A 19,376-nucleotide genomic window follows, 5' to 3' on the forward strand; every position below is an offset into this window, starting at 1 on the left:
CGCCTCGTGCCCCGCCCGGCGCGCGACCGCCATTCAACAAGGACACCGTCGATGAACCAGCCGCTCGCGCTCACCGCCGCGCAGAAAGCCGGCCCGCGCCTGACCCTCGCAGCGCTCGGCGCGGTGCTGGCGATCCTCGTCGCCCTGCCGCTGCTTTCGCTGCTGCCGGCGGACAACCCGCTGCAGGTCTCCGCCTACACCCTGACGCTGGTCGGCAAGATCCTCTGCTACGCCATCGTCGCCCTCGCCCTCGACCTGGTGTGGGGCTATGCCGGGCTGCTGTCGCTCGGCCACGGCCTGTTCTTCGCCCTCGGCGGCTATGCCATGGGCATGTATCTGATGCGCCAGACCGCCGGCGACGGCCTGCCGGCCTTCATGGGCTTCCTCGCCTGGACCGAGCTGCCCTGGTACTGGTACGGCACCTCCAGCTTCCTCTGGTCGATGTGCCTGGTGGTGCTGGCGCCGGGTCTGCTGGCGCTGGTGTTCGGCTTCTTCGCCTTCCGCTCGCGGATCAAGGGCGTTTACTTCTCGATCATGACCCAGGCGCTGACCTTCGCCGGCATGCTGCTGTTCTTCCGTAACGAGACCGGCTTCGGCGGCAACAACGGCTTCACCGGCTTCTCCACCCTGCTCGGCTTCGGCATCACCGCGCCGGGCACCCGCGCGGTGCTCTTCCTCGCCACCGTGGCGCTGCTGGTGATCAGCCTGGCGCTGGGCTGGGGGCTGGCGCGAAGCAAGTTCGGCCGGGTGCTCACCGCGCTGCGCGATGCCGAGAACCGGCTGATGTTCTGCGGCTACGATCCGCGCGGCTACAAGCTGTTCGTCTGGGTGCTGTCCGCCGTGCTCTGCGGCCTGGCCGGCGCGCTCTACGTGCCGCAGGTGGGCATCATCAACCCCAGCGAGATGGCCCCGACGCAGTCCATCGAGGCCGCCGTGTGGGTCGCCCTCGGCGGGCGCGGCACGCTGATCGGCCCGCTGCTCGGCGCCGGCATCGTCAACGGCATGAAGAGCTGGTTCACCGTGGCCTTCCCGGAGTACTGGCTGTTCTTCCTCGGCGCCCTGTTCATCATCGTCACGCTGTTCCTGCCCAAAGGCGTCATCGGCCTGCTGCGCCGCAAGGGAGAACAGTGATGCATGCCACCCCCGGACACTTCATGCTCGAACCCGCCTACGACCCGAACAGCGGCACCGGCACCGGCCGCGATGCGATCGGCCTCGGTCGCGCCTCCGGCCCCGGCCTGGACGTGCGCCACGGCACCCTCCTGACCCTGGAAGACATCAACGTCAGCTTCGACGGCTTCAAGGCGCTGCGCGATCTGACCCTGTACATCGGCGTCGGCGAACTGCGCTGCATCATCGGCCCCAACGGCGCGGGCAAGACCACCCTGATGGACGTGATCACCGGCAAGACGCGCCCGGACAGCGGCCAGGCGTTCTTCGGCGAAAGCCTCGACCTGACCGAGATGAGCGAGGTGCAGATCGCTCAGGCCGGGATCGGTCGCAAATTCCAGAAGCCCACGGTGTTCGAGGCGCTCTCGGTGTTCGAGAACCTGGAGCTGGCGCAGAACGCCGACAAGTCGGTGTGGGCCAGCCTGCGTGCACGCCTTTCCGGCGAGCAGCGCGAGCGCATCGAGGACGTGCTCACCACGATCAAGCTGGACGCCTCGCGCCAGCGTCCGGCCGGGTTGCTTTCCCACGGGCAGAAGCAGTTCCTCGAGATCGGCATGCTGCTGGTGCAGGACCCGCAACTGCTGCTGCTCGACGAGCCGGTGGCGGGCATGACCGACGCCGAAACCGAATTCACCGCCGAGCTGTTCAAGGGCCTCGCCGGCAAGCACTCGCTGATGGTGGTGGAGCACGACATGGGCTTCGTCGGCAGCATCGCCGACCACGTCACCGTGCTGCACCAGGGCCACGTGCTCGCCGAAGGCTCGCTGGAGCAGGTGCAGGCGGACGAGCGGGTGATCGAGGTTTACCTCGGCCGCTGAGCCTTCGGTGCGCATGGCGCACCCTACACGCCCGGCGTCTCCCGTAGGGTGCGCCGCGCGCCGAATGGAATACCGGAGCGTGGATGACGCCGTCTTTCATCCACCGAAACAGCGCGCGGTGGATCGATGAAGCGCGATCCACCCTACGACACTGAGCCCTGGTGCGCATGGCGCACCCTACGCGCGCAGCCTCTCCCGTAGAGTGCGCCGCGCGCACCGAATGGAATACCGGAGCGTGGATGACGCCGTCTTTCCTCCACCGAAACAGCGCGCGGTGGATGGATGAAGCGCGATCCACCCTACGACACTGAGCCCTGGTGCGCATGGCGCACCCTACGTGCGCGGCCTCTCCCGTAGGGTGCGCCGCGCGCGCCGAATGGAATACCGGAGCGTGGATGACGCCGTCTTTCATCCACCGAAACAGCGCGCGGTGGATCGATGAAGCGATCCACCCTACGACACTGAGCCCAGGTGCGCATGGCGCACCCTACGCGCGCGGCCTCTCCCGTAGGGTGCGCCGCGCGCACCGAATGGAACCACCGGGCGGACGACACCGCCCTCCTTTTCAAGGACATCCACATGCTGCAAGTCGACCAACTCCACCAGTACTACGGCGGCAGCCACATCCTGCGCGGGCTGAGCTTCGAGGCGAAGATCGGCGAGGTCACCTGCCTGCTGGGGCGCAACGGGGTCGGCAAGACCACCCTGCTGAAATGCCTGATGGGCCTGATCCCGTCCCGGCAGGGCGTGGTGAACTGGAACGGCAAGCCGATCACCGGCTTCAAGACGCACCAGCGGGTCAACGCCGGCATCGCCTACGTGCCGCAGGGACGCGAGATATTCCCGCGCCTGACGGTCGAGGAGAACCTGCTGATGGGCCTGTCGCGGTTTCCCGGCAGCGAGGCGAAGCGCGTGCCGCCGTTCATCTACGAGCTGTTCCCGGTGCTGGAGGAAATGAAGGCCCGCCGCGGCGGCGACCTGTCCGGCGGCCAGCAGCAACAACTGGCCATCGGCCGCGCGCTCGCCAGCAAGCCGAGCCTGCTGATCCTCGACGAACCGACTGAAGGCATCCAACCCTCGGTGATCAAGGAGATCGGCGTGGTCATCAGGAAACTCGCCGCGCGCGGCGACATGGCGATCCTGCTGGTGGAGCAGTTCTACGACTTCGCCGCCGAGCTGGCCGACCAGTACCTGGTGATGTCGCGCGGCGAGATCGTCCAGCAGGGCCGCGGCGAAACCATGGAGGCCGATGGCGTGCGCGGGCTGGTCGCCATCTGAGTTTTCCCGTAGGTTTGTCGTGCTTCGCCAGGCGCCGGCAATGAAACGGGCCAGCGCTCTGGCCCAGGACTTTCAGCCCGCCGCGACAGACCACCAACGTACCAAGAAGCGCATGAACGCAACGATCACCCCCGCCCTCTTCACCCCCAGCTGGCACGCCGAGCTGGAGCTGGGCTATGCCCGCGCCGGCGACGCCACGCGCCCGGTGATGCGCCGCCACGCCGGCCCGCTGCGGGTGCAGAAGCACCTGTATGCCGAAGGCCCGGAAGTCTGCCAGCACATCATCGTCCACCCGCCGGGGGGTATCGCCGGCGGTGATCGCCTGGACATCCGCGCCTGCATCGGCGAGGGCGCCTGGGCGCAGTTGACCAGCCCCGGCGCCGCCAAGTGGTACCGCGCGGCCGGCGCCGCCTACCAGGAGCTGCAGTTGCGGGTGGAAGCCGGCGCGACCCTGGAGTGGTTGCCGCAGGAGACCATCGTCTACTCCGGCGCCCGCGCCGAACTGAGCACGCGCATCGAGCTGGCTGGCGACGCGCGGCTGTTCTACTGGGACATGGTCGCCCTCGGCCGCCCGGCCGCCGACGAACGCTTCGCCGAGGGCCACTTCCAGGCGCGCCTGGACATTCTGCGCGATGGCCAGCCGCTCTGGCATGAACGCCAGCGCGTGACCGGCGGCGACGGCCTGCTCGATTCGCCGGTCGGCCTCGACGGCCACCCGGTGTTCGCCACCCTGATCGTCACCGGCGAGATCGACGCCGAATTGCTCGAACGCTGCCGCGACCTGCCTTCGCGCGTGCGCGGCGACCTCACCCAACTGCCCGGCCTGATCGTTGCACGCTGCCTGGCCCACGAAGCGCTGCACGCCCGCGCCTGGCTGATCGACCTCTGGCGCCTGCTGCGTCCGGCGCTGCTCGGCCGCACGGCCGTTCCCCCTCGAATCTGGAGCACCTGATGGACCTTTCACCGCGCGACAAAGACAAGCTGCTGATCTTCACCGCCGGGCTGGTGGCCGAACGCCGCCTGGCCCGTGGCCTGAAGCTCAATTACCCGGAAGCCATGGCGCTGATTTCCGCCGCCCTGCTCGAGGGCGCGCGCGACGGCCGCAGCGTCGCCGAGCTGATGCACTTCGGCACCACCCTGCTCAGCCGAGACCAGGTGATGGAAGGCGTGCCGGAAATGATTCCGGAAATCCAGGTGGAAGCGACCTTCCCCGACGGCACCAAACTGGTGACCGTGCACCAACCCATCGCCTGATCGAAGGACGACCGCCGTGATCATCCGCGACGCCCTCGATGCCGACCTGCGCGGCATCCGCGACATCTACAACGACGCCGTGGCCAACACCACGGCGATCTGGAACAACTACGCGGTCGATCTCGACAACCGCCGCGCCTGGCTGGCCGACCGCACCGCCCTGGGTTTCCCGGTGCTGGTCGCGGTGAACGACGAAGGCGGCGTCCTCGGCTATTCCAGCTACGGCACCTGGCGCGCCTTCGACGGCTTTCGCCAGACCGTCGAACACTCGGTCTACGTGCGCAGCGACCAGCGCGGCCAGGGCCTGGGGCCGAAGCTGATGCAGGCGCTGATCGAGCGCGCGCGCGAATCCGGGCTGCACGTAATGGTCGCCGCCATCGAGAGCGGCAACGCCGCCTCGATCCGCCTGCACGAGCGCCTGGGCTTCGTCACCACCGGGCAGATGCCGCAGGTCGGACAGAAGTTCGGCCGCTGGCTCGACCTCACCTTCATGCAACTCCTCCTTTCCCCCGCTACGGAGCAGCCCCGATGATCCCAGGCGAATACCAGATCCAGCCCGGCGAGATCGAAATCAACGCCGGCCGCCGCACCCTCAGCCTGAACGTCGCCAACAGCGGCGACCGGCCGATCCAGGTCGGCTCCCACTTCCATTTCTTCGAGACCAACGACGCGCTGACCTTCGACCGCGCGGCCAGCCGCGGCATGCGCCTGAACATCCCGGCCGGCACCGCGGTGCGCTTCGAGCCGGGGCAGAGCCGCGAGGTCGAACTGGTCGAACTGGCCGGCCAGCGCCGCGTGTTCGGCTTCGCCGGACGGGTGATGGGCGATCTGTAAGCCGCCAAGGATTCGTAGGGTGCGCCGTGCGCACCAGAGCCAATCGCGGTGCGCACGGCGCACCCTACAGGACACCTGCTCATGAAGATTTCCCGCCAAGCCTACGCCGACATGTTCGGCCCCACCGTCGGCGACAAGGTGCGCCTGGCCGACACCGACCTGTGGATCGAAGTGGAGAAGGACTTCACCACCTACGGCGACGAAGTGAAGTTCGGCGGCGGCAAGGTGATCCGCGACGGCATGGGCCAGAGCCAGCTGTGCGCCGCCGACGTGGTCGACACGGTGATCACCAACGCGCTGATCATCGACCACTGGGGCATCGTCAAGGCCGACGTCGGCCTCAAGGACGGCCGCATTGCCGCTATCGGCAAGGCCGGCAACCCGGACATCCAGCCCGACGTGAGCATCGCCATCGGCGGCGCCACCGAGGTCATCGCCGGCGAGGGCATGATCCTCACTGCCGGCGGCATCGACAGCCACATCCACTTCATCTGCCCGCAGCAGATCGAAGAAGCATTGATGAGCGGCACCACCACCATGATCGGCGGAGGCACCGGGCCGGCCACCGGCACCTACGCCACCACCGTGACCCCCGGCCCGTGGCACATGGCGCGGATGCTCCAGGCCGCCGACGCCTTCCCGATGAACATCGGCTTCACCGGCAAGGGCAACGTCTCGCTGCCCGAGCCGCTGATCGAGCAGGTCAAGGCCGGCGCCATCGGCCTCAAGCTGCACGAGGACTGGGGCACCACGCCGGCAGCCATCGACAACTGCCTGTCGGTCGCCGACCAATACGACGTGCAGGTGGCGATCCACACCGACACGCTGAACGAGTCCGGCTTCGTCGAAACGACCCTGGGCGCGTTCAAGGGCCGCACCATCCACACCTATCACACCGAGGGTGCCGGCGGCGGCCACGCGCCGGACATCATCAAGGCCTGCGGCTTCCCCAACGTGCTGCCCAGCTCGACCAACCCGACCCGGCCGTTCACCCGCAACACCATCGACGAGCACCTGGACATGCTGATGGTCTGCCATCACCTTGACCCGAGCATCGCCGAGGACGTCGCCTTCGCCGAAAGCCGCATCCGTCGCGAGACCATCGCCGCCGAGGACATCCTCCACGACCTCGGCGCCTTCAGCATGATCAGCTCCGACAGCCAGGCCATGGGCCGCGTCGGCGAGGTGATCACGCGCACCTGGCAGACCGCGGACAAGATGAAGAAGCAGCGCGGCGCACTGCCCGAGGACGGCGCCGGCAACGACAACTTCCGGGTCAAGCGCTACATCGCCAAGTACACCATCAACCCGGCGATCACCCACGGCATCAGCCACGAGGTCGGCTCCATCGAGGTCGGCAAATGGGCCGACCTGATCCTCTGGCGCCCGGCATTCTTCGGCGTCAAGCCGACGCTGATCCTCAAGGGCGGGGTCATCGCGGCCAGCCTGATGGGCGACGCCAACGCCTCGATCCCGACCCCGCAACCGGTGCACTACCGGCCGATGTTCGGCAGCTATGGCGGCTCGCTGCACGCCAGCAGCCTGACCTTCATCAGCCAGGCCGCTGCGGACGCCGGCGTACCGCAGCAACTCGGCCTGCAGAAGAAGATCGGCGTGGTCAAGGGCTGCCGCACGGTGCAGAAGAAGGACCTGATCCACAACGACTACGCGCCGAGCATCGAGGTCGACCCGCAGAACTACCAGGTCAAGGCCGACGGCCAGCTGCTCTGGTGCGAGCCGGCCGAGGTGCTGCCGATGGCGCAGCGCTACTTCCTGTTCTGAGGCCCGCGACCACGACCGCCCCATGTCGGTCGTGGTCCGGCGCCGCCGCGCAATCGCTCGCCAGCCGAACGCTTGCGGCCCGTCGGGTTCTGTATCTGTGCAGGTTGTTTCCTGGACCCCACGAACGGACGGAGAAAAACAATGACCCTCAAATACGCTCTCGCCGCCACCGCCCTGGCCTTTTCCGGCGTCACCTTCGCCGCGCCACCCGCGATGGAGAAGGGCGGCATGCTGGTCGATGCCAAAGGCATGACCCTCTACACCTACGACAAGGACACCAAGGACATCTCCAAATGCAGCGGACCCTGCGCGGAAAACTGGCCGCCGCTGATGGCCGATGCCGACGCCAAGCCCGATGGCCAGTGGACCTTGGCCAAGCGCGAGGACGGCACCCTGCAGTGGGCCTACGCCGACAAGCCGCTGTACACCTTCGCCAAGGACAAGCCGGGCGAGATGAACGGCGATGGCAAGGGCGGAGTCTGGCACATGGCCAAACCCTGACGTCCACACCGCGCCGGGCACTTTTCGCAGCCCGGCGCACCCTTCCGCCCCCGCCTGGCGATCACCACCCGGAGCGTCTGCGCCAGACGGGCCGAACCTCACGAAGCGAGCCGCCCCCATGAGCAACCTCTACGAAATTCCCGTCACCTCCATCGATGGCACCACGCAGACCCTAGAACCGTACAAGGGCAAGGTGCTGCTGGTGGTCAACGTCGCCTCCAAGTGCGGGCTGACGCCGCAGTACGAAGGCCTGGAGAAGCTCTACGAGAGCAAGCATGCCGCCGGCCTCGAAGTGCTCGGTTTCCCGGCCAATGACTTCCTCGGACAGGAGCCGGGCAGCGAAGAAGAGATCAAGGCATTCTGCAGCCTGACCTACGACGTGAAATTCCCGCTGTTCGCCAAGATTTCCGTGGTCGGCGATGGCCAGCACCCGCTGTACCAGGCCCTCACCCGCGCGCTGCCGGACGCCACCGGCGAAGGCCCGATGCGGGAAAAACTCAAGGGCTACGGCATCCAGGCCAATCCGGTGCCGGAGGTGCAGTGGAACTTCGAGAAATTCCTCATCGGTCGCAACGGCCGCGTCGCCGCTCGCTTCGCACCCGACGTCACCGCGGACGACCCGCGCCTGGTCGAAGCCGTGGACGCGGAACTGGCGAAATCCGCCTGATCGGCGCGGCGGGCGAGCCAGCCTCGCTCGCCGCCATTTCTATATACACAACCACACAGTAAACACCTAATTGTCGGATCAACGACAATCAAGGCGGTCTTTTCCTGCATTAATACAAATAAATTTAACCCATAAAATCATAGGCTTGAATGGAAAAAGGAAAGCTGGAAGCGTTCTTGCTCTGTCCGTGACGCTCAACCGGGCGCATCGGAAATTCGCTATATAGCCGTCATAGCCGTCTACCCAGGCGAGTGCGAATCGGCACCCTGCATCATCCGGAACTCGTAGACCGAACGATCCGCCACAGAGCCGGACGCGAGGCGAGCGGTGACGATGCAGGCACCGCCTCCTCCTAGCGCCCCGAGCCCACACCCACGACATCGCAACGGAGCGCACCCATGAAGATCCAATCCCTCAGCGCAGCCATAGCCCTCGGCCTGCTGGCCCAGCACGCCACGGCCGCCGGCTTCATCGAGGACAGCAAGGCCAGCCTTGGCCTGCGCAATTTCTATTACGACCTGAACACCAAGAACACCGCGGACAACCGGGCCGAAGCCAACGAATGGGGGCAGGGCTTCATCTTCAACTACGCCTCGGGCTTCACCGAAGGCACCGTCGGCTTCGGTCTGGACGTGGTCGGCCTGCTCGGCGTGAAGCTGGATTCGGGCGGCAACAGCCAGAACGGCGACAGCCGCCGTCCCGGCCAGCTGTTCCCGCTGGAGAGCAATGGCAAGGCCGTGGACGACTTCAGCAAGGCCGGGGTGACCGCCAAGCTGCGCGTCTCCAAGACCGAAGCGCGCATCGGCACCCTGCAACCGAAACTGCCGGTGGTGAACTTCAACGACGGTCGCCTGCTGCCGCAGCTGTTCGACGGCGGCCAGGTGACCTCGGCCGAGATCGACAACCTGACGCTGATCGCCGGCCAGCTGGAACACACCAAGACCCGCGCCTCCTCCAACGACGTCGGCCTGCGCATCGCCGGTGCCGCCTCGGTCGGTGGCGTGCAGGCGGACTCCAACCAGTTCCGCTACGCCGGCGCCGACTACAAGGTCTCCAAGGACCTGCTGCTGCAGTACTACTACGGCAACCTGGAAGACTTCTACAAACAGCACTTCCTCGGCCTGACCCACAGCTGGGCCATCGGCCCGGGCGCGCTGAAGACCGACCTGCGCTACTTCCACAGCGATTCCGACGGCAAGAACGGCAGCGTCGCCGGGCGTGCCGAAGGCTATCGCGGCCAGGGCGAAATCACTGCCGCCAACACGGTGAGCGGCACCGAGGTGGACAACGACACCTGGAGCGCCTTCCTCACCTACACCCTGGGCGGCCATGCGCTGAGCGGCGGCTACCAGCAGATCTCGGGCGACAGCGCCTTCCCGTTTCTCAACCAGGGCGACGGTTCCACCGCCTACCTGATCACCGACCGGCAGATCGGCAAGTTCCTCTCCGCCGGCGAGCGCACCTGGCTGGCGGAGTACAGCTATGACTTCGCCAAGCTCGGCGCGCCGGGGTTGAAGGCGTTCATCACCTACCTGTCGGGCGACAACATCGACGCCGTGGGCGGCGATCGCCAGGAATGGGAGCGCGATGTGCGTCTGGACTACACCCTGCAGAGCGGCGCCCTCAAGGGCCTCGGCTTCTCCTGGCGCAACGCCTCGCTGCGCGGCAACACCACCGCCAACGACCAGGACGAGAACCGCTTCATCGTCAGCTACACCCTGACGCTGCTTTAAGCGCCCGCCGCGCTCAACGCAACTGGCTGTCCTTGCTGCCCCGGCGGTTGTAGCCGCTGTGGGCGGCCTGCTCCTTGTCGTGCGCCGCCTGGCAGACCACACACAGGCGCACGCCCGGCACCGCGGCGCGACGCGCCTCGGGAATCTTGGCGTCGCACTCCTCGCAGTGGCTCAGGCTCTCGCCCTTCGCCAACTGGCTGCGTGCACGCTGCACGGCATCCTCGATGGTGCTGTCGATCTGTTCCTGCACCGCTCCGTCGTTCGCCCAACCGCTGGCCATGCTCACCTCCCGCTACGGGTTGCCGGACGATGCGCCCAGCGCCTTTCGCGGCGCCGTGGCATCGGCCGAAAATCTATCTACGCTGCACAGGTCGCCTGCCAGAATGTCGCAGGCCTGCTGATTCCCTGGAACTGGAAAAGGAACGCGCGCATGAACCTGAAGTACCTTCTCGCCGCTACGGCCCTGACGTTTTCCGGCGCCCTCCTGGCGGATGCGCCCGCCGCGATAAAGGACGGCATGCTGGTCGATGACAGCGGCATGACCCTCTACACCTACGACAAGGATTCCCACGGGAAATCCGTCTGCGTCGACAAGTGCGCGGAAAACTGGCCGCCCCTGCAGGCGGACATGGAGGCGGAAGCGGGCGGCGACTGGACGGCGATCGAGCGCAGCGACGAGACCATGCAGTGGGCCTACAAGGGCCGGCCGCTGTACACCTTCATGCAGGACAATGCACCGGGCGACATGAATGGCGAGGGCAAGGGCGGGGTCTGGCACATGGCCAAACCCTGACGCTCAGTGGCGCTTGCCGGACCTGTTGGGGTCGTTGGCCATGGCGTCCAGGCCGGTCGCCCGGTTACCGCTGACGTAGGGCCGCTTCTGCGCCACGTTGCCGGACCTCTCCTCCGTGTGCGGCGCGGGGCTGACGTTGCCGTTGGACTGTTCCTGCGACTGCGAGGGCTGGGCCGCATTGCCGGTGTCGCGATTGCCGTCGCGTTCGTGAGGCGTCGTTCGCGGGTTGGACATGTGAACCTCCGGCACCGAAGTGCCTGTCGCGGCGCGAAGGGCGCCACCTGCGAACATCGGAACCCGGCCACGCCCAATCGTGCGTCTCGCCCAGGCAATTCCCTCGAACCCGGCCCGCACTGGCGGTTATCCGCCAGAGGCGTGGCGTGCTTCCGCCAGGGCCGTGCGCGGAAAAGCGTCGGCCTACTCCTTGACGTCCATGTATTCGCGAGCCCAGATGCGGTACTCGTCCGGATGCGTGTACTTGTTCGACAGGGCCGAGGCCGAGAGGTCGCTGGCGTCGATCTGGCGCTGCTCGCGCAGGCAGTCGTAGGTCGCCTTGATCGCGGCGAAGTAGGCCGCGTGGCCGTTGACCACGATGCGCACGCCCAGTTCGGCCAGGCGCTTGCGGTCGCGCAGCTCGGGGTTGTCGTAGGTGACCAGCATCAGCGGCACGCTGAGGTGCTCGGAAACCTGCTGCAGGTGCTCGAAGTCGCGAATCCCGACCATGCAGATGCCGTCCGCGCCGGCCGCCTGGTAGGCCTGCACGCGGACGATCAGTTCTTCGGTGTCGAGCACGCCGGCGTTGGTCCGGGCAATGATGCTCAGCGCCGGATCGATGCGCGCCTCGAGGGCCGCGCGAATCTTGCCGACGCCCTCCTGCACCGAGATCAGGTCGGTGGACTTGTGCCCGAACTGCGCGGGCAGGAGGGTATCTTCGAGGGTCAGCGCGGCGATTCCGGCGCGCTCCAGCTCGGTCACCGTGCGCATCACGTTGAGCGCGTTGCCGTAGCCGTGGTCGGCATCGGCTATCACCGGCAGACGGGCGACCCGACCGATGCGCACCGCCTGCTCGACGAACTCGCTGAGGGTTATCAGGGCGAAGTCCGGTGCCGCCAGCACCTGCAGCGAGGCCACCGAGCCGCCAAGGATGCCAACCTCGAAGCCGAGGTCGGCGGCGATGCGCGCCGACATGGGGTCGAAGGTGGACGCCGTGCTGTAGCAGGAATCCGATTCCAGCAGCGCGCGGAACGCCGCGCGTAAATCGTGGTGAGAGGTTCTTTGCATGGGTTCAAGGCCAGTTCGGGATCTAGTTATCAATCGGCGCCACTTTAACAAAAGCGGGTTTGCTGCACGTCGCACGGGGGAATCCCGCAGGGGCGCAGGACCGATTGAGCGCGGCCAACGCGCGGTTCAGGCAATTTGCATGCATGAATCTTACCGTGTCATTCGGTCGCAGTGGCGAGCGTGGCAGACGACCCAGGTCAGTTTGCCAGCTTCGCACCAGCCGTTATGATGCCGGCCGCCCGACAGGCGGTCCCGCCGCCCTGCCCGCGGCGCGCCGTACCGCTCAGGGAGTGATACGACGAATACTTTGTCACATAGAGGACGGGGTCGCCGCTGGCGGCTTTCCGCCCAACCGGCGATCATCGGAACCCGACCAAAGCCTACCGAGCAGATGACTAAAGCGTACGCCGCCGCCCCCACCGAAGCGCCTGTATCCGACCGCAGCGTCGTCCAGGTCAGCCATACCGTCGAGGCCGACAGCCAGGCATACTCGCCGGCGGCCCGAGCGTGGCGCCTGCACGAACCCGCCCTGCGCCCAGCATCGGGATCTGGAAAACAATAATGATGAAAAAGAAGAGCGATCTGATCTGGACCCTCGTCGGCCTCGGCGCCGTCGTGCTGTCCTGCTATCTGCTCTACCACGAAGTGCGCAACATCTCGCTGGACGAGATCGCCGAGAGCCTCAAGGCGATTTCCGGGCACAACTGGGCGATGGCCGCCGCGGCAACCCTCGGCGCCTACTGCGCGCTGGCCTGGTACGACCGCATCGCCGTCGCCCACCTGGGCAAGCACATTTCCTGGTGGTTCATCACGCTCTGCTCGTTCACCACCTACGCCCTGGCGCACAACATCGGCGCCTCGGTGTTTTCCGGCGCCCTGGTGCGCTATCGGGCCTACCGCAGCAAGAACCTCTCGGCCCAGGAAATCGGCATCCTGATCGTCTTCTGCTCGTTCACCTTCATCCTCGGGGCGATTCTCGCCGGCGGCTGCGTGCTGATCGCCCGGCCGCAACTGATCGACCGCGTCACCGACGTCACTCCCTGGCTGTCGGTGGTCATCGGCCTGTTCCTGCTGGCGCTGGTGGCGCTCTACGTGCTCGGTTCCTGGCGCCAGTTCAAGCCGTGGACCTACGGCAAGCTGCGCCTGGAATACCCCCGATTGGGCATCGTCTTCCGCCAGTTGCTGGCCGGTCCGCTGGAGCTGGCGTGCGCGGCGGCGATCATTTATTTCGCCCTGCCGGAAGCCAACAATCCCGGTTATCTGGTGGTGCTAGGAGTGTTCCTCGCGTCCTTCTCGCTGGCGCTGCTCTCGCATGCGCCGGGCGGACTGGGCGTGCTCGAAGTGACCTTCCTGGCGGCGATGCCTGAGCTGCCAAAGGCCGACGTGCTGGCCGCGCTGATCGTTTTCCGCGGCCTCTACCTGCTGCTGCCGTTCGCCCTCTCGCTGTTCATCGTGCTGGGTTTCGAGTGGTCGCAATGGCGGCAGAAACGCCAGGCCGACGCCGCGCCCTGACGGCATGAGCCCGAATCCCTCCGGGCGATAACCGGGGGAAGCATTCGGCGCCGCTCTCGCATACACTGCGCGGCCGTTTTTTCCCGGTGAGCGCGCCCATGACCTTCTCAACTCCGGCCCGTGCCTGTGGCATCGACTTCGGCACCTCCAACTCCACCGTCGGCTGGCTGCGCCCCGGCGAGGAGTCGCTGATCGCCCTGGAGGACGGCAAGATCACCCTGCCGTCGGTGGTCTTCTTCAATTTCGAGGAGCGCCGCCCGGTGTTCGGCCGCCTGGCCCTGCACGAATACCTCGAAGGCTACGAAGGCCGCCTGATGCGCTCGCTGAAGAGCCTGCTGGGCTCCAAGCTGCTGAAGAGCGAAACCGCCGTGCTCGGCAGCGCACTGCCCTTCGAGTCGATCCTCGGGCTGTTCCTCGGCCAGCTCAAGCAACGCGCCGAAGCCCATGCCGGGCGCGAATTCGAGCAGGTGGTGCTGGGCCGCCCGGTGTACTTCGTCGATGACGACCCCCAGGCCGACAAGGAAGCCGAGGACACCCTGGTGCGGGTGGCGCACACCCTGGGTTTCAACGACGTGTCCTTCCAGTACGAACCGATCGCCGCGGCCTTCGACTACGAATCCGCCATCGAGCGCGAGGAGCTGGTGCTGATCGTCGACATCGGCGGCGGTACCTCGGACTTTTCGCTGGTGCGACTGTCGCCCGAGCGCCGCCAGGTCGCCGACCGGCAGAGCGACATCCTGGCCACCGGCGGCGTGCACATCGGCGGGACCGACTTCGACAAGCAGCTGAGCCTGCGCGGGGTGATGCCGCTGTTCGGCTACGGCAGCCGGATGAAGAGCGACGCGCCGATGCCCACCAGCGTGCACCTCAACCTGGCGACCTGGCACACGATCAACGCGGTGTACGCGCAGAAGTCGCAGCTGGCCTTGCAGAGCATGCGCTACGACGTCGCCGACCCGACCGGCATCGATCGCCTGATGCGCCTGATTTCGTTGCGCGCCGGCCACTGGCTGGCGATGCAGGTAGAGGAAAGCAAGATCGCCCTGACCGATGCCCTGGAGCACCGCATCGACCTCGGGCGGATCGAGGAGAATCTGGCGGCGGACTTCGACCGGCCGCTGTTCGAGCAGGCCATCGATCCGTTGCTCGAGCGCGTGCGCGGCAGCGTCGGCGAGCTGCTGGGCCGCGCGCAAGTCGGTGTGGAGCAGGTCGACACGGTGTTCTTCACCGGGGGTTCGAGCGGCATCCCGGCGTTGCGTCGCAGCGTGGCGGCGCTGTTGCCGAACGCCCGTCACGTCGAGGGCAACACCTTCGGCAGCATCGGCAGCGGCCTCGCGATCGAGGCGAAGAAGCGCTACGGCTGACCGGCCAGCTCAGTCCAGCGGCTGGATGCTGACGTCGCTGATGCCCACCACCGGCGCCAGCTCCACCAGTTCCTCGAGGACCAGATCGTCGTTCACCGCCAGGTTGTTCTTGCGTGCGAGCTCCTTCACCGCGTCGATGATCGGGATGTCGAGGTTCTCGATGACATCGGTGTGCGGCTCGCCCTGCAGGGTGTAGTGGATCTCGTAGTGCTCGCTCATGGCGCAATCCTCCGGGTCTACACAGGGTTGATCCCTGCGCGCCGGGGAATGTTCGGGATCTCCGCCGAGCGGTAGTGGCACCGCGCCCATCCTGGAGGAAGGACGGCGCGCGGCGCGGGGTTCAGAGGATCGGCTTGCCGCCGGTGACACCGATTCGGGTGCCGGAAATGTAGCTGGACTCGTCGGAGGCGAGCATGACGAAGGCCGGCGCCACTTCCACCGGTTGTCCCGGACGCCCCATCGGGGTTTCGCTGCCGAAGCTCTTCACATCGTCCTCGGGCATGGTCGAGACGATCAGCGGCGTCCAGACCGGGCCGGGCGCGACGCTGTTGGCGCGGATGCCCTTCTCGGCGAGCAGTTGGGCGAGGCCCGCGGTGAAGTTGGCGATGGCGCCCTTGGTCGCGGCATAGGCCAGCAGCGTCGGCTTGGGCATGTCCGAGTTGACCGACGTGGTGTTGATGATCGAACCGCCCTTGGGCATGTGCGGCACCGCTGCCTTGACGATGCGAAACATCGCCGTGATGTTTACGTCGAAGGTGTGCACCCATTCTTCGTCGGGAATCTCGTCGAGCGACGCGCGGCTCATCTGGAACGCGGCATTGTTCACCAGCACGTCGATCTTGCCGAACTCGGCGACCGTCTTTTCCACCAGGTGCAGGCACAGCTCGCGGTCGGCGAGGTCGCCCGGCAGCAGCAGCGCCTTGCGCCCCGCCTGCTCGACCAGCCGCGCGGTGTCATTGGCGTCCTCGTGCTCATCCAGATAGGCGATGGCGACGTTGGCCCCCTCGCGGGCGAAGGCGATCGCCACCGCGCGGCCAATGCCGCTGTCGGCGCCGGTGATCAGCGCCGTCTTGCCCATCAGCCGGCCGGAACCCTGATAGCTGTCCTCACCACAGTCCGGCAGCGGGTTCATGCGCCCCTGGCTGCCGGGGTTCTGCTGCGGCTGGCTGGCGAAGGGCGGAGTCGGATAATCGGTCATGGAAAGCTCCTGTCGGATTGGGAATACACCCAGTAACGACAGGAGCGTTTTTGCCGCAGTTCAGCCAAACCGGCGGGCGGTAGCAGAGCGCGGGCCGTCAGCAGCCGGCTTCGCGCAGACGCGCCGCATGCTCGAGATACAGCCCGACAGGGTCCACGCCGTCCGGCACGCGGCCGGAGAACTGGTTGATCAGGTCGAGGTGGTCCAGCGGGTAATCCGAGCGGATCACCTGGCCCAGGTGGGCGCTGAAACGTCCGACGAATCCGTCGTTCTGCCCGGCCTCGCGGACGAAGGTGCGCGACAGCGTCCGGCACATCGCCTGGCTCGGATCGAGACGGTTGCGGCCGCGGTCGGTGACGCCCGGCTGCAGCGTGCCAGCCCAGGAGTAGTAGCGCACGCCGTCCACTTCGTAGTCGCCCTCGCCGCCCCACACCGTGGGCACGCCCTGGGGAAAGCGCTGGTTGAACGACTGCATGCCGGCGCAGGTGAGCGCGCGGTGCGAGGCGATCCCGTCGAGCGGCAGATGCAGGCTGTACTCGTGGCTCTCGAACAGTTCCAGCATCCGCGCCACGCCATGCGCCGCGCGCGCCGCGAACTTCTCCCGACGACCGTTGTGCGGCAGTTTCTGCACCAGATAGTCGGCCAGCTCCGAGCCCTGGTTCGGCCCGCCGACACTGGTCACCGAGGCGACCCACTGCGGCCTGAGCGCCGCCGCGTAGCGCACCGTCAGCGCGCCCTGGCTGTGGCCGATCAGGTTGACCTTCTGCGCGCCGGTGGTGGCGAGGATCTCGCCAATGCGTTCGAGCAACTGCTCGCCACGCACCTCATTGCCGTTGAGCGACGACACCTTGGGGGTGAACACCTGCGCGCCCTGCTCGCGCAGCGCGGAATCGATGCCGTACCAGTAAGGACGCCCGGCCAGGCGAACGAAGCCGAGCAGGCCATGCACGAGAACGAGGGGATAGCGGGTGTGCGCGTCAGGCGGCATATGCGGACTCCTGTCGGCAGCGGCGACGCCGGTCGACGCTGCCGCGAAGGATCAGAACAACAGCTTGAAGAAGGCGATGACCACGATCAGGCCGATCAGAAAGATGATGCCGACTGTACTACCAAGAAACTTCAACATGAGCAGGATTCCTTTTCTGGGGTTCACTGTTGTGACCCCGGCCGCCGCGCGTAGGTTCGCCCGAATGCGGCAGAGGCGCTGCGCGGGTGCGGATCAAACCAAGCGGCGAACTACCGGCGAGGGTCATCGCTCCAAGCTCTGTCAGACACACATCATCCGCACAGGAATAATCCGCATGATCAAGCAGAGCCTCGCCTTCGCCGCCCTCCTTGCCACCCTCGGCGGCTGCGCCACCAACCCGGAAAACCCGGTCGATTACGTCACCTACCGGCACGAGCCGCTGGTCGAGCAGGTCAAGATCGGCATGACCAAGGAGCAGGCCCTCGCCCTCGGCGGCCCGGCGTCCAGCGAAATGGGCCGCACCGTGTATCCGGGCAGCTGCAACAACTATGTGCTCAACCACGACGGCAAGGAACAGCCCTACTACGTCGCTTTCGACGCCAACGACCGCGTCCAGGATAAGGGCTTCCTGACCTGCAAGGAAATGGAAACCAACGAGCGCACCAAGAACAAGCTGTAAGCCTGGCCGCCGCCATCCTCCGATGGCGGCTTCCCCTCCCGGACCGCGTCCTGCCGTCCGTCCAGCGATCCGAAACTTCGCCCCTGGCACCAGTCGAATTTCCTGAGCACCCGTGAAATCAGGAGAGCCGTCATGCCCCGTGGCGATAAATCCGACTACAGCGAAAAGCAGAAGCGCAAGGCCGAGCACATCGAGCAGAGCTACGAGCAACGCGGCCTGTCCAGCGATGAAGCCGAGGCGCGAGCCTGGGCCACGGTGAACAAGCAGTCCGGCGGTGGCGAGAAAAAAGGCGGCTCTGGCCAGGGCAAGAGCGAGACCGCCAAGCGCGCCGACCGCAAGGACTCCGCCCAACGGGCCGCCGCCGCGCGCAAGGGCGAGCCGGCCAGTCGTGGCCCGGCCAATCGTGGCCCGGCCAATCGAGGTTCGGCACAGTCGCGATCGCGTAGCGGCAGCACTTCCCTCACCGAGATGACCCGCGACGAACTGATGAAGCGTACCCGCGAGCGCGATGTGCGCGGACGTTCGAGCATGCGCAAGGCGGAGTTGATCCGCGCCCTCAGCTGAACCTGGAGACTGCCATGACCCCCGACTCGCCCCGCGACAGACCGGACCCGACCCAGCCGAAAGTCACCCCGGACAACGCCCACAACCCGTTGCCGCCGATGCCCGCGCACCAGGACGTAGTGCAGAAACCGGCGCCGCAGCCGGAAAACGAAGCCGATCTGGAGCGCGAGCAGCCCCGCAACTGGCGTTGAAGCCAGACGGCCCGACGGTGCGAAACCTTTGGCGCCGTCGAGCACTCACAACAGGGTCGCCTGGGCCATCCTGCCGTCAGAGCAGGAGCGTCAGGCCGTGATCCACGCCTAGGAGATTCCTGATGAGCTACGTACAACTGAGTGACAAGAACACCCTGCGCGAACGCGCGCGCCAGCACGTCGAAAACGGTGCGGTGACCGAGAGCTACAGCGCCGACAAAGACGTCGTGCTCAAGCTGCTCAACGATTCGCTGGCCACCGAGCTGGTCTGCTACCTGCGCTACAAGCGCCACTACTACATGGCGACCGGCCTGCGGGCGAGCGTCGCCGCCGATGAGTTCCTCGAGCACGCCGGGCAGGAACAGGAACACGCCGACCGCCTGGCCGAGCGCATCGTCCAGTTGGGCGGAGAACCGGATTTCAACCCCGACAGCCTGACCGAGCGCTCCCACGCCGAATACACCGAGGGCAACGGCCTGCGCGACATGGTCTTCGAGAACCTCGTCGCCGAGCGCATCGCCATCGACAGCTACAAGGAAATCGTCCAGTACCTGGGCGACAAGGACCCGACCACCCGGCGCATCTTCGAGGACATTCTCGCCCAGGAAGAGGAACACGCCGACGACCTGGCCGGGCTGCTCGACGGGATGAACTGATCCGGGCGAGCGGCCCGGGCCTGCCGATCCGCCAAGGCCGCCAGGTGCCTTGCCAGATGTAGGGTGGATGACGTTTTTTTTCCACCGTTACCGCGCGTGGTGGATCGGTGAAGCGCGATCCACCCTACGGTCCT

General features: G+C 66.6%; 25 protein-coding genes. 18 read left to right on the forward strand and 7 right to left on the reverse strand.

Features of this window, described 5'->3' with window-relative positions; translation table 11 throughout:
- Window positions 1-51 precede the first annotated feature (51 nt).
- From urtC to BLV15_RS01270, 11 genes are all read left to right on the forward strand, one after another.
- Complete coding sequence (gene urtC, locus BLV15_RS01220) at window positions 52-1,131, forward strand: urea ABC transporter permease subunit UrtC (RefSeq protein ID WP_090223911.1); 1,080 nt, start codon at window positions 52-54, stop codon at window positions 1,129-1,131.
- Entirely contained in the window at window positions 1,131-1,988 is an 858-nt protein-coding gene (gene urtD, locus BLV15_RS01225; protein WP_090223913.1) for an urea ABC transporter ATP-binding protein UrtD, read from the forward strand. Before urtC ends, urtD begins: the two co-directional genes overlap by 1 nt.
- Before the next feature lie 579 nt (window positions 1,989-2,567).
- Entirely contained in the window at window positions 2,568-3,266 is a 699-nt protein-coding gene (gene urtE, locus BLV15_RS01230) for an urea ABC transporter ATP-binding subunit UrtE (RefSeq protein WP_090223914.1), read from the forward strand.
- 112 nt (window positions 3,267-3,378) lie between these two features.
- Window positions 3,379-4,218, forward strand: coding sequence for an urease accessory protein UreD (locus BLV15_RS01235; RefSeq protein WP_090225159.1), 840 nt, complete (start codon window positions 3,379-3,381; stop codon window positions 4,216-4,218).
- Window positions 4,218-4,520 (forward strand): urease subunit gamma, encoded by a 303-nt coding sequence (locus tag BLV15_RS01240; RefSeq protein WP_090223916.1) that lies wholly within the window; start codon window positions 4,218-4,220, stop codon window positions 4,518-4,520. The genes BLV15_RS01235 and BLV15_RS01240 overlap by 1 nt, the downstream gene beginning before the upstream one ends.
- A gap of 16 nt (window positions 4,521-4,536) precedes the next feature.
- On the forward strand, window positions 4,537-5,052 hold the full coding sequence (locus BLV15_RS01245) for a GNAT family N-acetyltransferase (RefSeq protein WP_090223918.1): 516 nt from the start codon (window positions 4,537-4,539) through the stop codon (window positions 5,050-5,052).
- A complete protein-coding gene (locus BLV15_RS01250; RefSeq protein WP_090223919.1) occupies window positions 5,049-5,354 on the forward strand; it encodes an urease subunit beta in 306 nt (101 codons plus the stop codon). Before BLV15_RS01245 ends, BLV15_RS01250 begins: the two co-directional genes overlap by 4 nt.
- A gap of 81 nt (window positions 5,355-5,435) precedes the next feature.
- The gene (gene ureC / locus BLV15_RS01255) at window positions 5,436-7,136 is read left to right on the forward strand and encodes an urease subunit alpha (protein ID WP_090223921.1); all 1,701 of its coding nucleotides are present in this window, start codon (window positions 5,436-5,438) and stop codon (window positions 7,134-7,136) included.
- 141 nt (window positions 7,137-7,277) lie between these two features.
- On the forward strand, window positions 7,278-7,637 hold the full coding sequence (locus BLV15_RS01260; RefSeq protein WP_090223923.1) for a COG4315 family predicted lipoprotein: 360 nt from the start codon (window positions 7,278-7,280) through the stop codon (window positions 7,635-7,637).
- A 118-nt stretch (window positions 7,638-7,755) separates the two neighbouring features.
- On the forward strand, window positions 7,756-8,304 hold the full coding sequence (locus BLV15_RS01265) for a glutathione peroxidase (RefSeq protein ID WP_090223925.1): 549 nt from the start codon (window positions 7,756-7,758) through the stop codon (window positions 8,302-8,304).
- A 398-nt stretch (window positions 8,305-8,702) separates the two neighbouring features.
- On the forward strand, window positions 8,703-10,037 hold the full coding sequence (locus BLV15_RS01270; RefSeq protein WP_090223927.1) for an OprD family porin: 1,335 nt from the start codon (window positions 8,703-8,705) through the stop codon (window positions 10,035-10,037).
- Between the two features lie 13 nt (window positions 10,038-10,050).
- On the opposite strand, the gene BLV15_RS01275 is transcribed toward BLV15_RS01270, so the two are convergent.
- A complete protein-coding gene (locus tag BLV15_RS01275; RefSeq protein ID WP_090223929.1) occupies window positions 10,051-10,317 on the reverse strand; it encodes a DksA/TraR family C4-type zinc finger protein in 267 nt (88 codons plus the stop codon).
- Between the two features lie 150 nt (window positions 10,318-10,467).
- On the opposite strand from BLV15_RS01275, the gene BLV15_RS01280 reads away from it, so the two are divergent.
- Window positions 10,468-10,830, forward strand: coding sequence for a COG4315 family predicted lipoprotein (locus tag BLV15_RS01280; RefSeq protein ID WP_090223930.1), 363 nt, complete (start codon window positions 10,468-10,470; stop codon window positions 10,828-10,830).
- A 3-nt stretch (window positions 10,831-10,833) separates the two neighbouring features.
- Here the strand turns inward: BLV15_RS01280 and BLV15_RS01285 are convergent, their stop codons facing one another.
- Both BLV15_RS01285 and BLV15_RS01290 read right to left on the reverse strand, forming a co-directional pair.
- Window positions 10,834-11,064, reverse strand: a complete 231-nt coding sequence (locus BLV15_RS01285) for a hypothetical protein (protein WP_090223932.1) — start codon at window positions 11,062-11,064, stop codon at window positions 10,834-10,836.
- A 183-nt stretch (window positions 11,065-11,247) separates the two neighbouring features.
- Window positions 11,248-12,111, reverse strand: coding sequence for an isocitrate lyase/PEP mutase family protein (locus tag BLV15_RS01290; protein ID WP_090223934.1), 864 nt, complete (start codon window positions 12,109-12,111; stop codon window positions 11,248-11,250).
- A gap of 564 nt (window positions 12,112-12,675) precedes the next feature.
- Here BLV15_RS01290 and BLV15_RS01295 point away from each other — a divergent pair.
- Window positions 12,676-13,623 (forward strand): lysylphosphatidylglycerol synthase transmembrane domain-containing protein, encoded by a 948-nt coding sequence (locus tag BLV15_RS01295; protein WP_090225161.1) that lies wholly within the window; start codon window positions 12,676-12,678, stop codon window positions 13,621-13,623.
- A 98-nt stretch (window positions 13,624-13,721) separates the two neighbouring features.
- Window positions 13,722-14,987 carry an Hsp70 family protein gene (locus tag BLV15_RS01300; protein WP_090223936.1) on the forward strand — a complete coding sequence of 422 codons (1,266 nt, stop codon included), beginning with the start codon at window positions 13,722-13,724 and terminating at the stop codon, window positions 14,985-14,987.
- Window positions 14,988-14,996: 9 nt separating this feature from the next.
- Here the strand turns inward: BLV15_RS01300 and BLV15_RS01305 are convergent, their stop codons facing one another.
- From BLV15_RS01305 to BLV15_RS22600, 4 genes are all read right to left on the reverse strand, one after another.
- Window positions 14,997-15,206: a hypothetical protein gene (locus BLV15_RS01305; RefSeq protein WP_090223938.1), complete on the reverse strand. Its 210-nt coding sequence runs from the start codon at window positions 15,204-15,206 to the stop codon at window positions 14,997-14,999.
- Between the two features lie 121 nt (window positions 15,207-15,327).
- Window positions 15,328-16,185 carry a glucose 1-dehydrogenase gene (locus BLV15_RS01310; RefSeq protein WP_090223940.1) on the reverse strand — a complete coding sequence of 286 codons (858 nt, stop codon included), beginning with the start codon at window positions 16,183-16,185 and terminating at the stop codon, window positions 15,328-15,330.
- A 97-nt stretch (window positions 16,186-16,282) separates the two neighbouring features.
- On the reverse strand, window positions 16,283-17,173 hold the full coding sequence (locus BLV15_RS01315; RefSeq protein ID WP_090223942.1) for an esterase/lipase family protein: 891 nt from the start codon (window positions 17,171-17,173) through the stop codon (window positions 16,283-16,285).
- Between the two features lie 51 nt (window positions 17,174-17,224).
- Window positions 17,225-17,311, reverse strand: coding sequence for a small membrane protein YohP (locus BLV15_RS22600; protein WP_446677014.1), 87 nt, complete (start codon window positions 17,309-17,311; stop codon window positions 17,225-17,227).
- A gap of 175 nt (window positions 17,312-17,486) precedes the next feature.
- On the opposite strand from BLV15_RS22600, the gene osmE reads away from it, so the two are divergent.
- The 4 genes from osmE to BLV15_RS01330 all read left to right on the forward strand — a co-directional run bounded on the left by osmE (window position 17,487) and on the right by BLV15_RS01330 (window position 19,242).
- Window positions 17,487-17,831, forward strand: coding sequence for an osmotically-inducible lipoprotein OsmE (gene osmE / locus BLV15_RS01320; RefSeq protein ID WP_090223945.1), 345 nt, complete (start codon window positions 17,487-17,489; stop codon window positions 17,829-17,831).
- Between the two features lie 132 nt (window positions 17,832-17,963).
- Window positions 17,964-18,395 (forward strand): termination factor Rho, encoded by a 432-nt coding sequence (locus BLV15_RS01325; RefSeq protein ID WP_090223946.1) that lies wholly within the window; start codon window positions 17,964-17,966, stop codon window positions 18,393-18,395.
- Between the two features lie 14 nt (window positions 18,396-18,409).
- Entirely contained in the window at window positions 18,410-18,586 is a 177-nt protein-coding gene (locus tag BLV15_RS22020; RefSeq protein WP_175534265.1) for a hypothetical protein, read from the forward strand.
- 122 nt (window positions 18,587-18,708) lie between these two features.
- Window positions 18,709-19,242 carry a ferritin-like domain-containing protein gene (locus BLV15_RS01330; protein ID WP_090223948.1) on the forward strand — a complete coding sequence of 178 codons (534 nt, stop codon included), beginning with the start codon at window positions 18,709-18,711 and terminating at the stop codon, window positions 19,240-19,242.
- Window positions 19,243-19,376 lie beyond the last annotated feature (134 nt).

The sequence above is a fragment of the Pseudomonas kuykendallii genome, assembly GCF_900106975.1.
Taxonomy (GTDB): Bacteria; Pseudomonadota; Gammaproteobacteria; order Pseudomonadales; family Pseudomonadaceae; genus Pseudomonas_O; species Pseudomonas_O kuykendallii.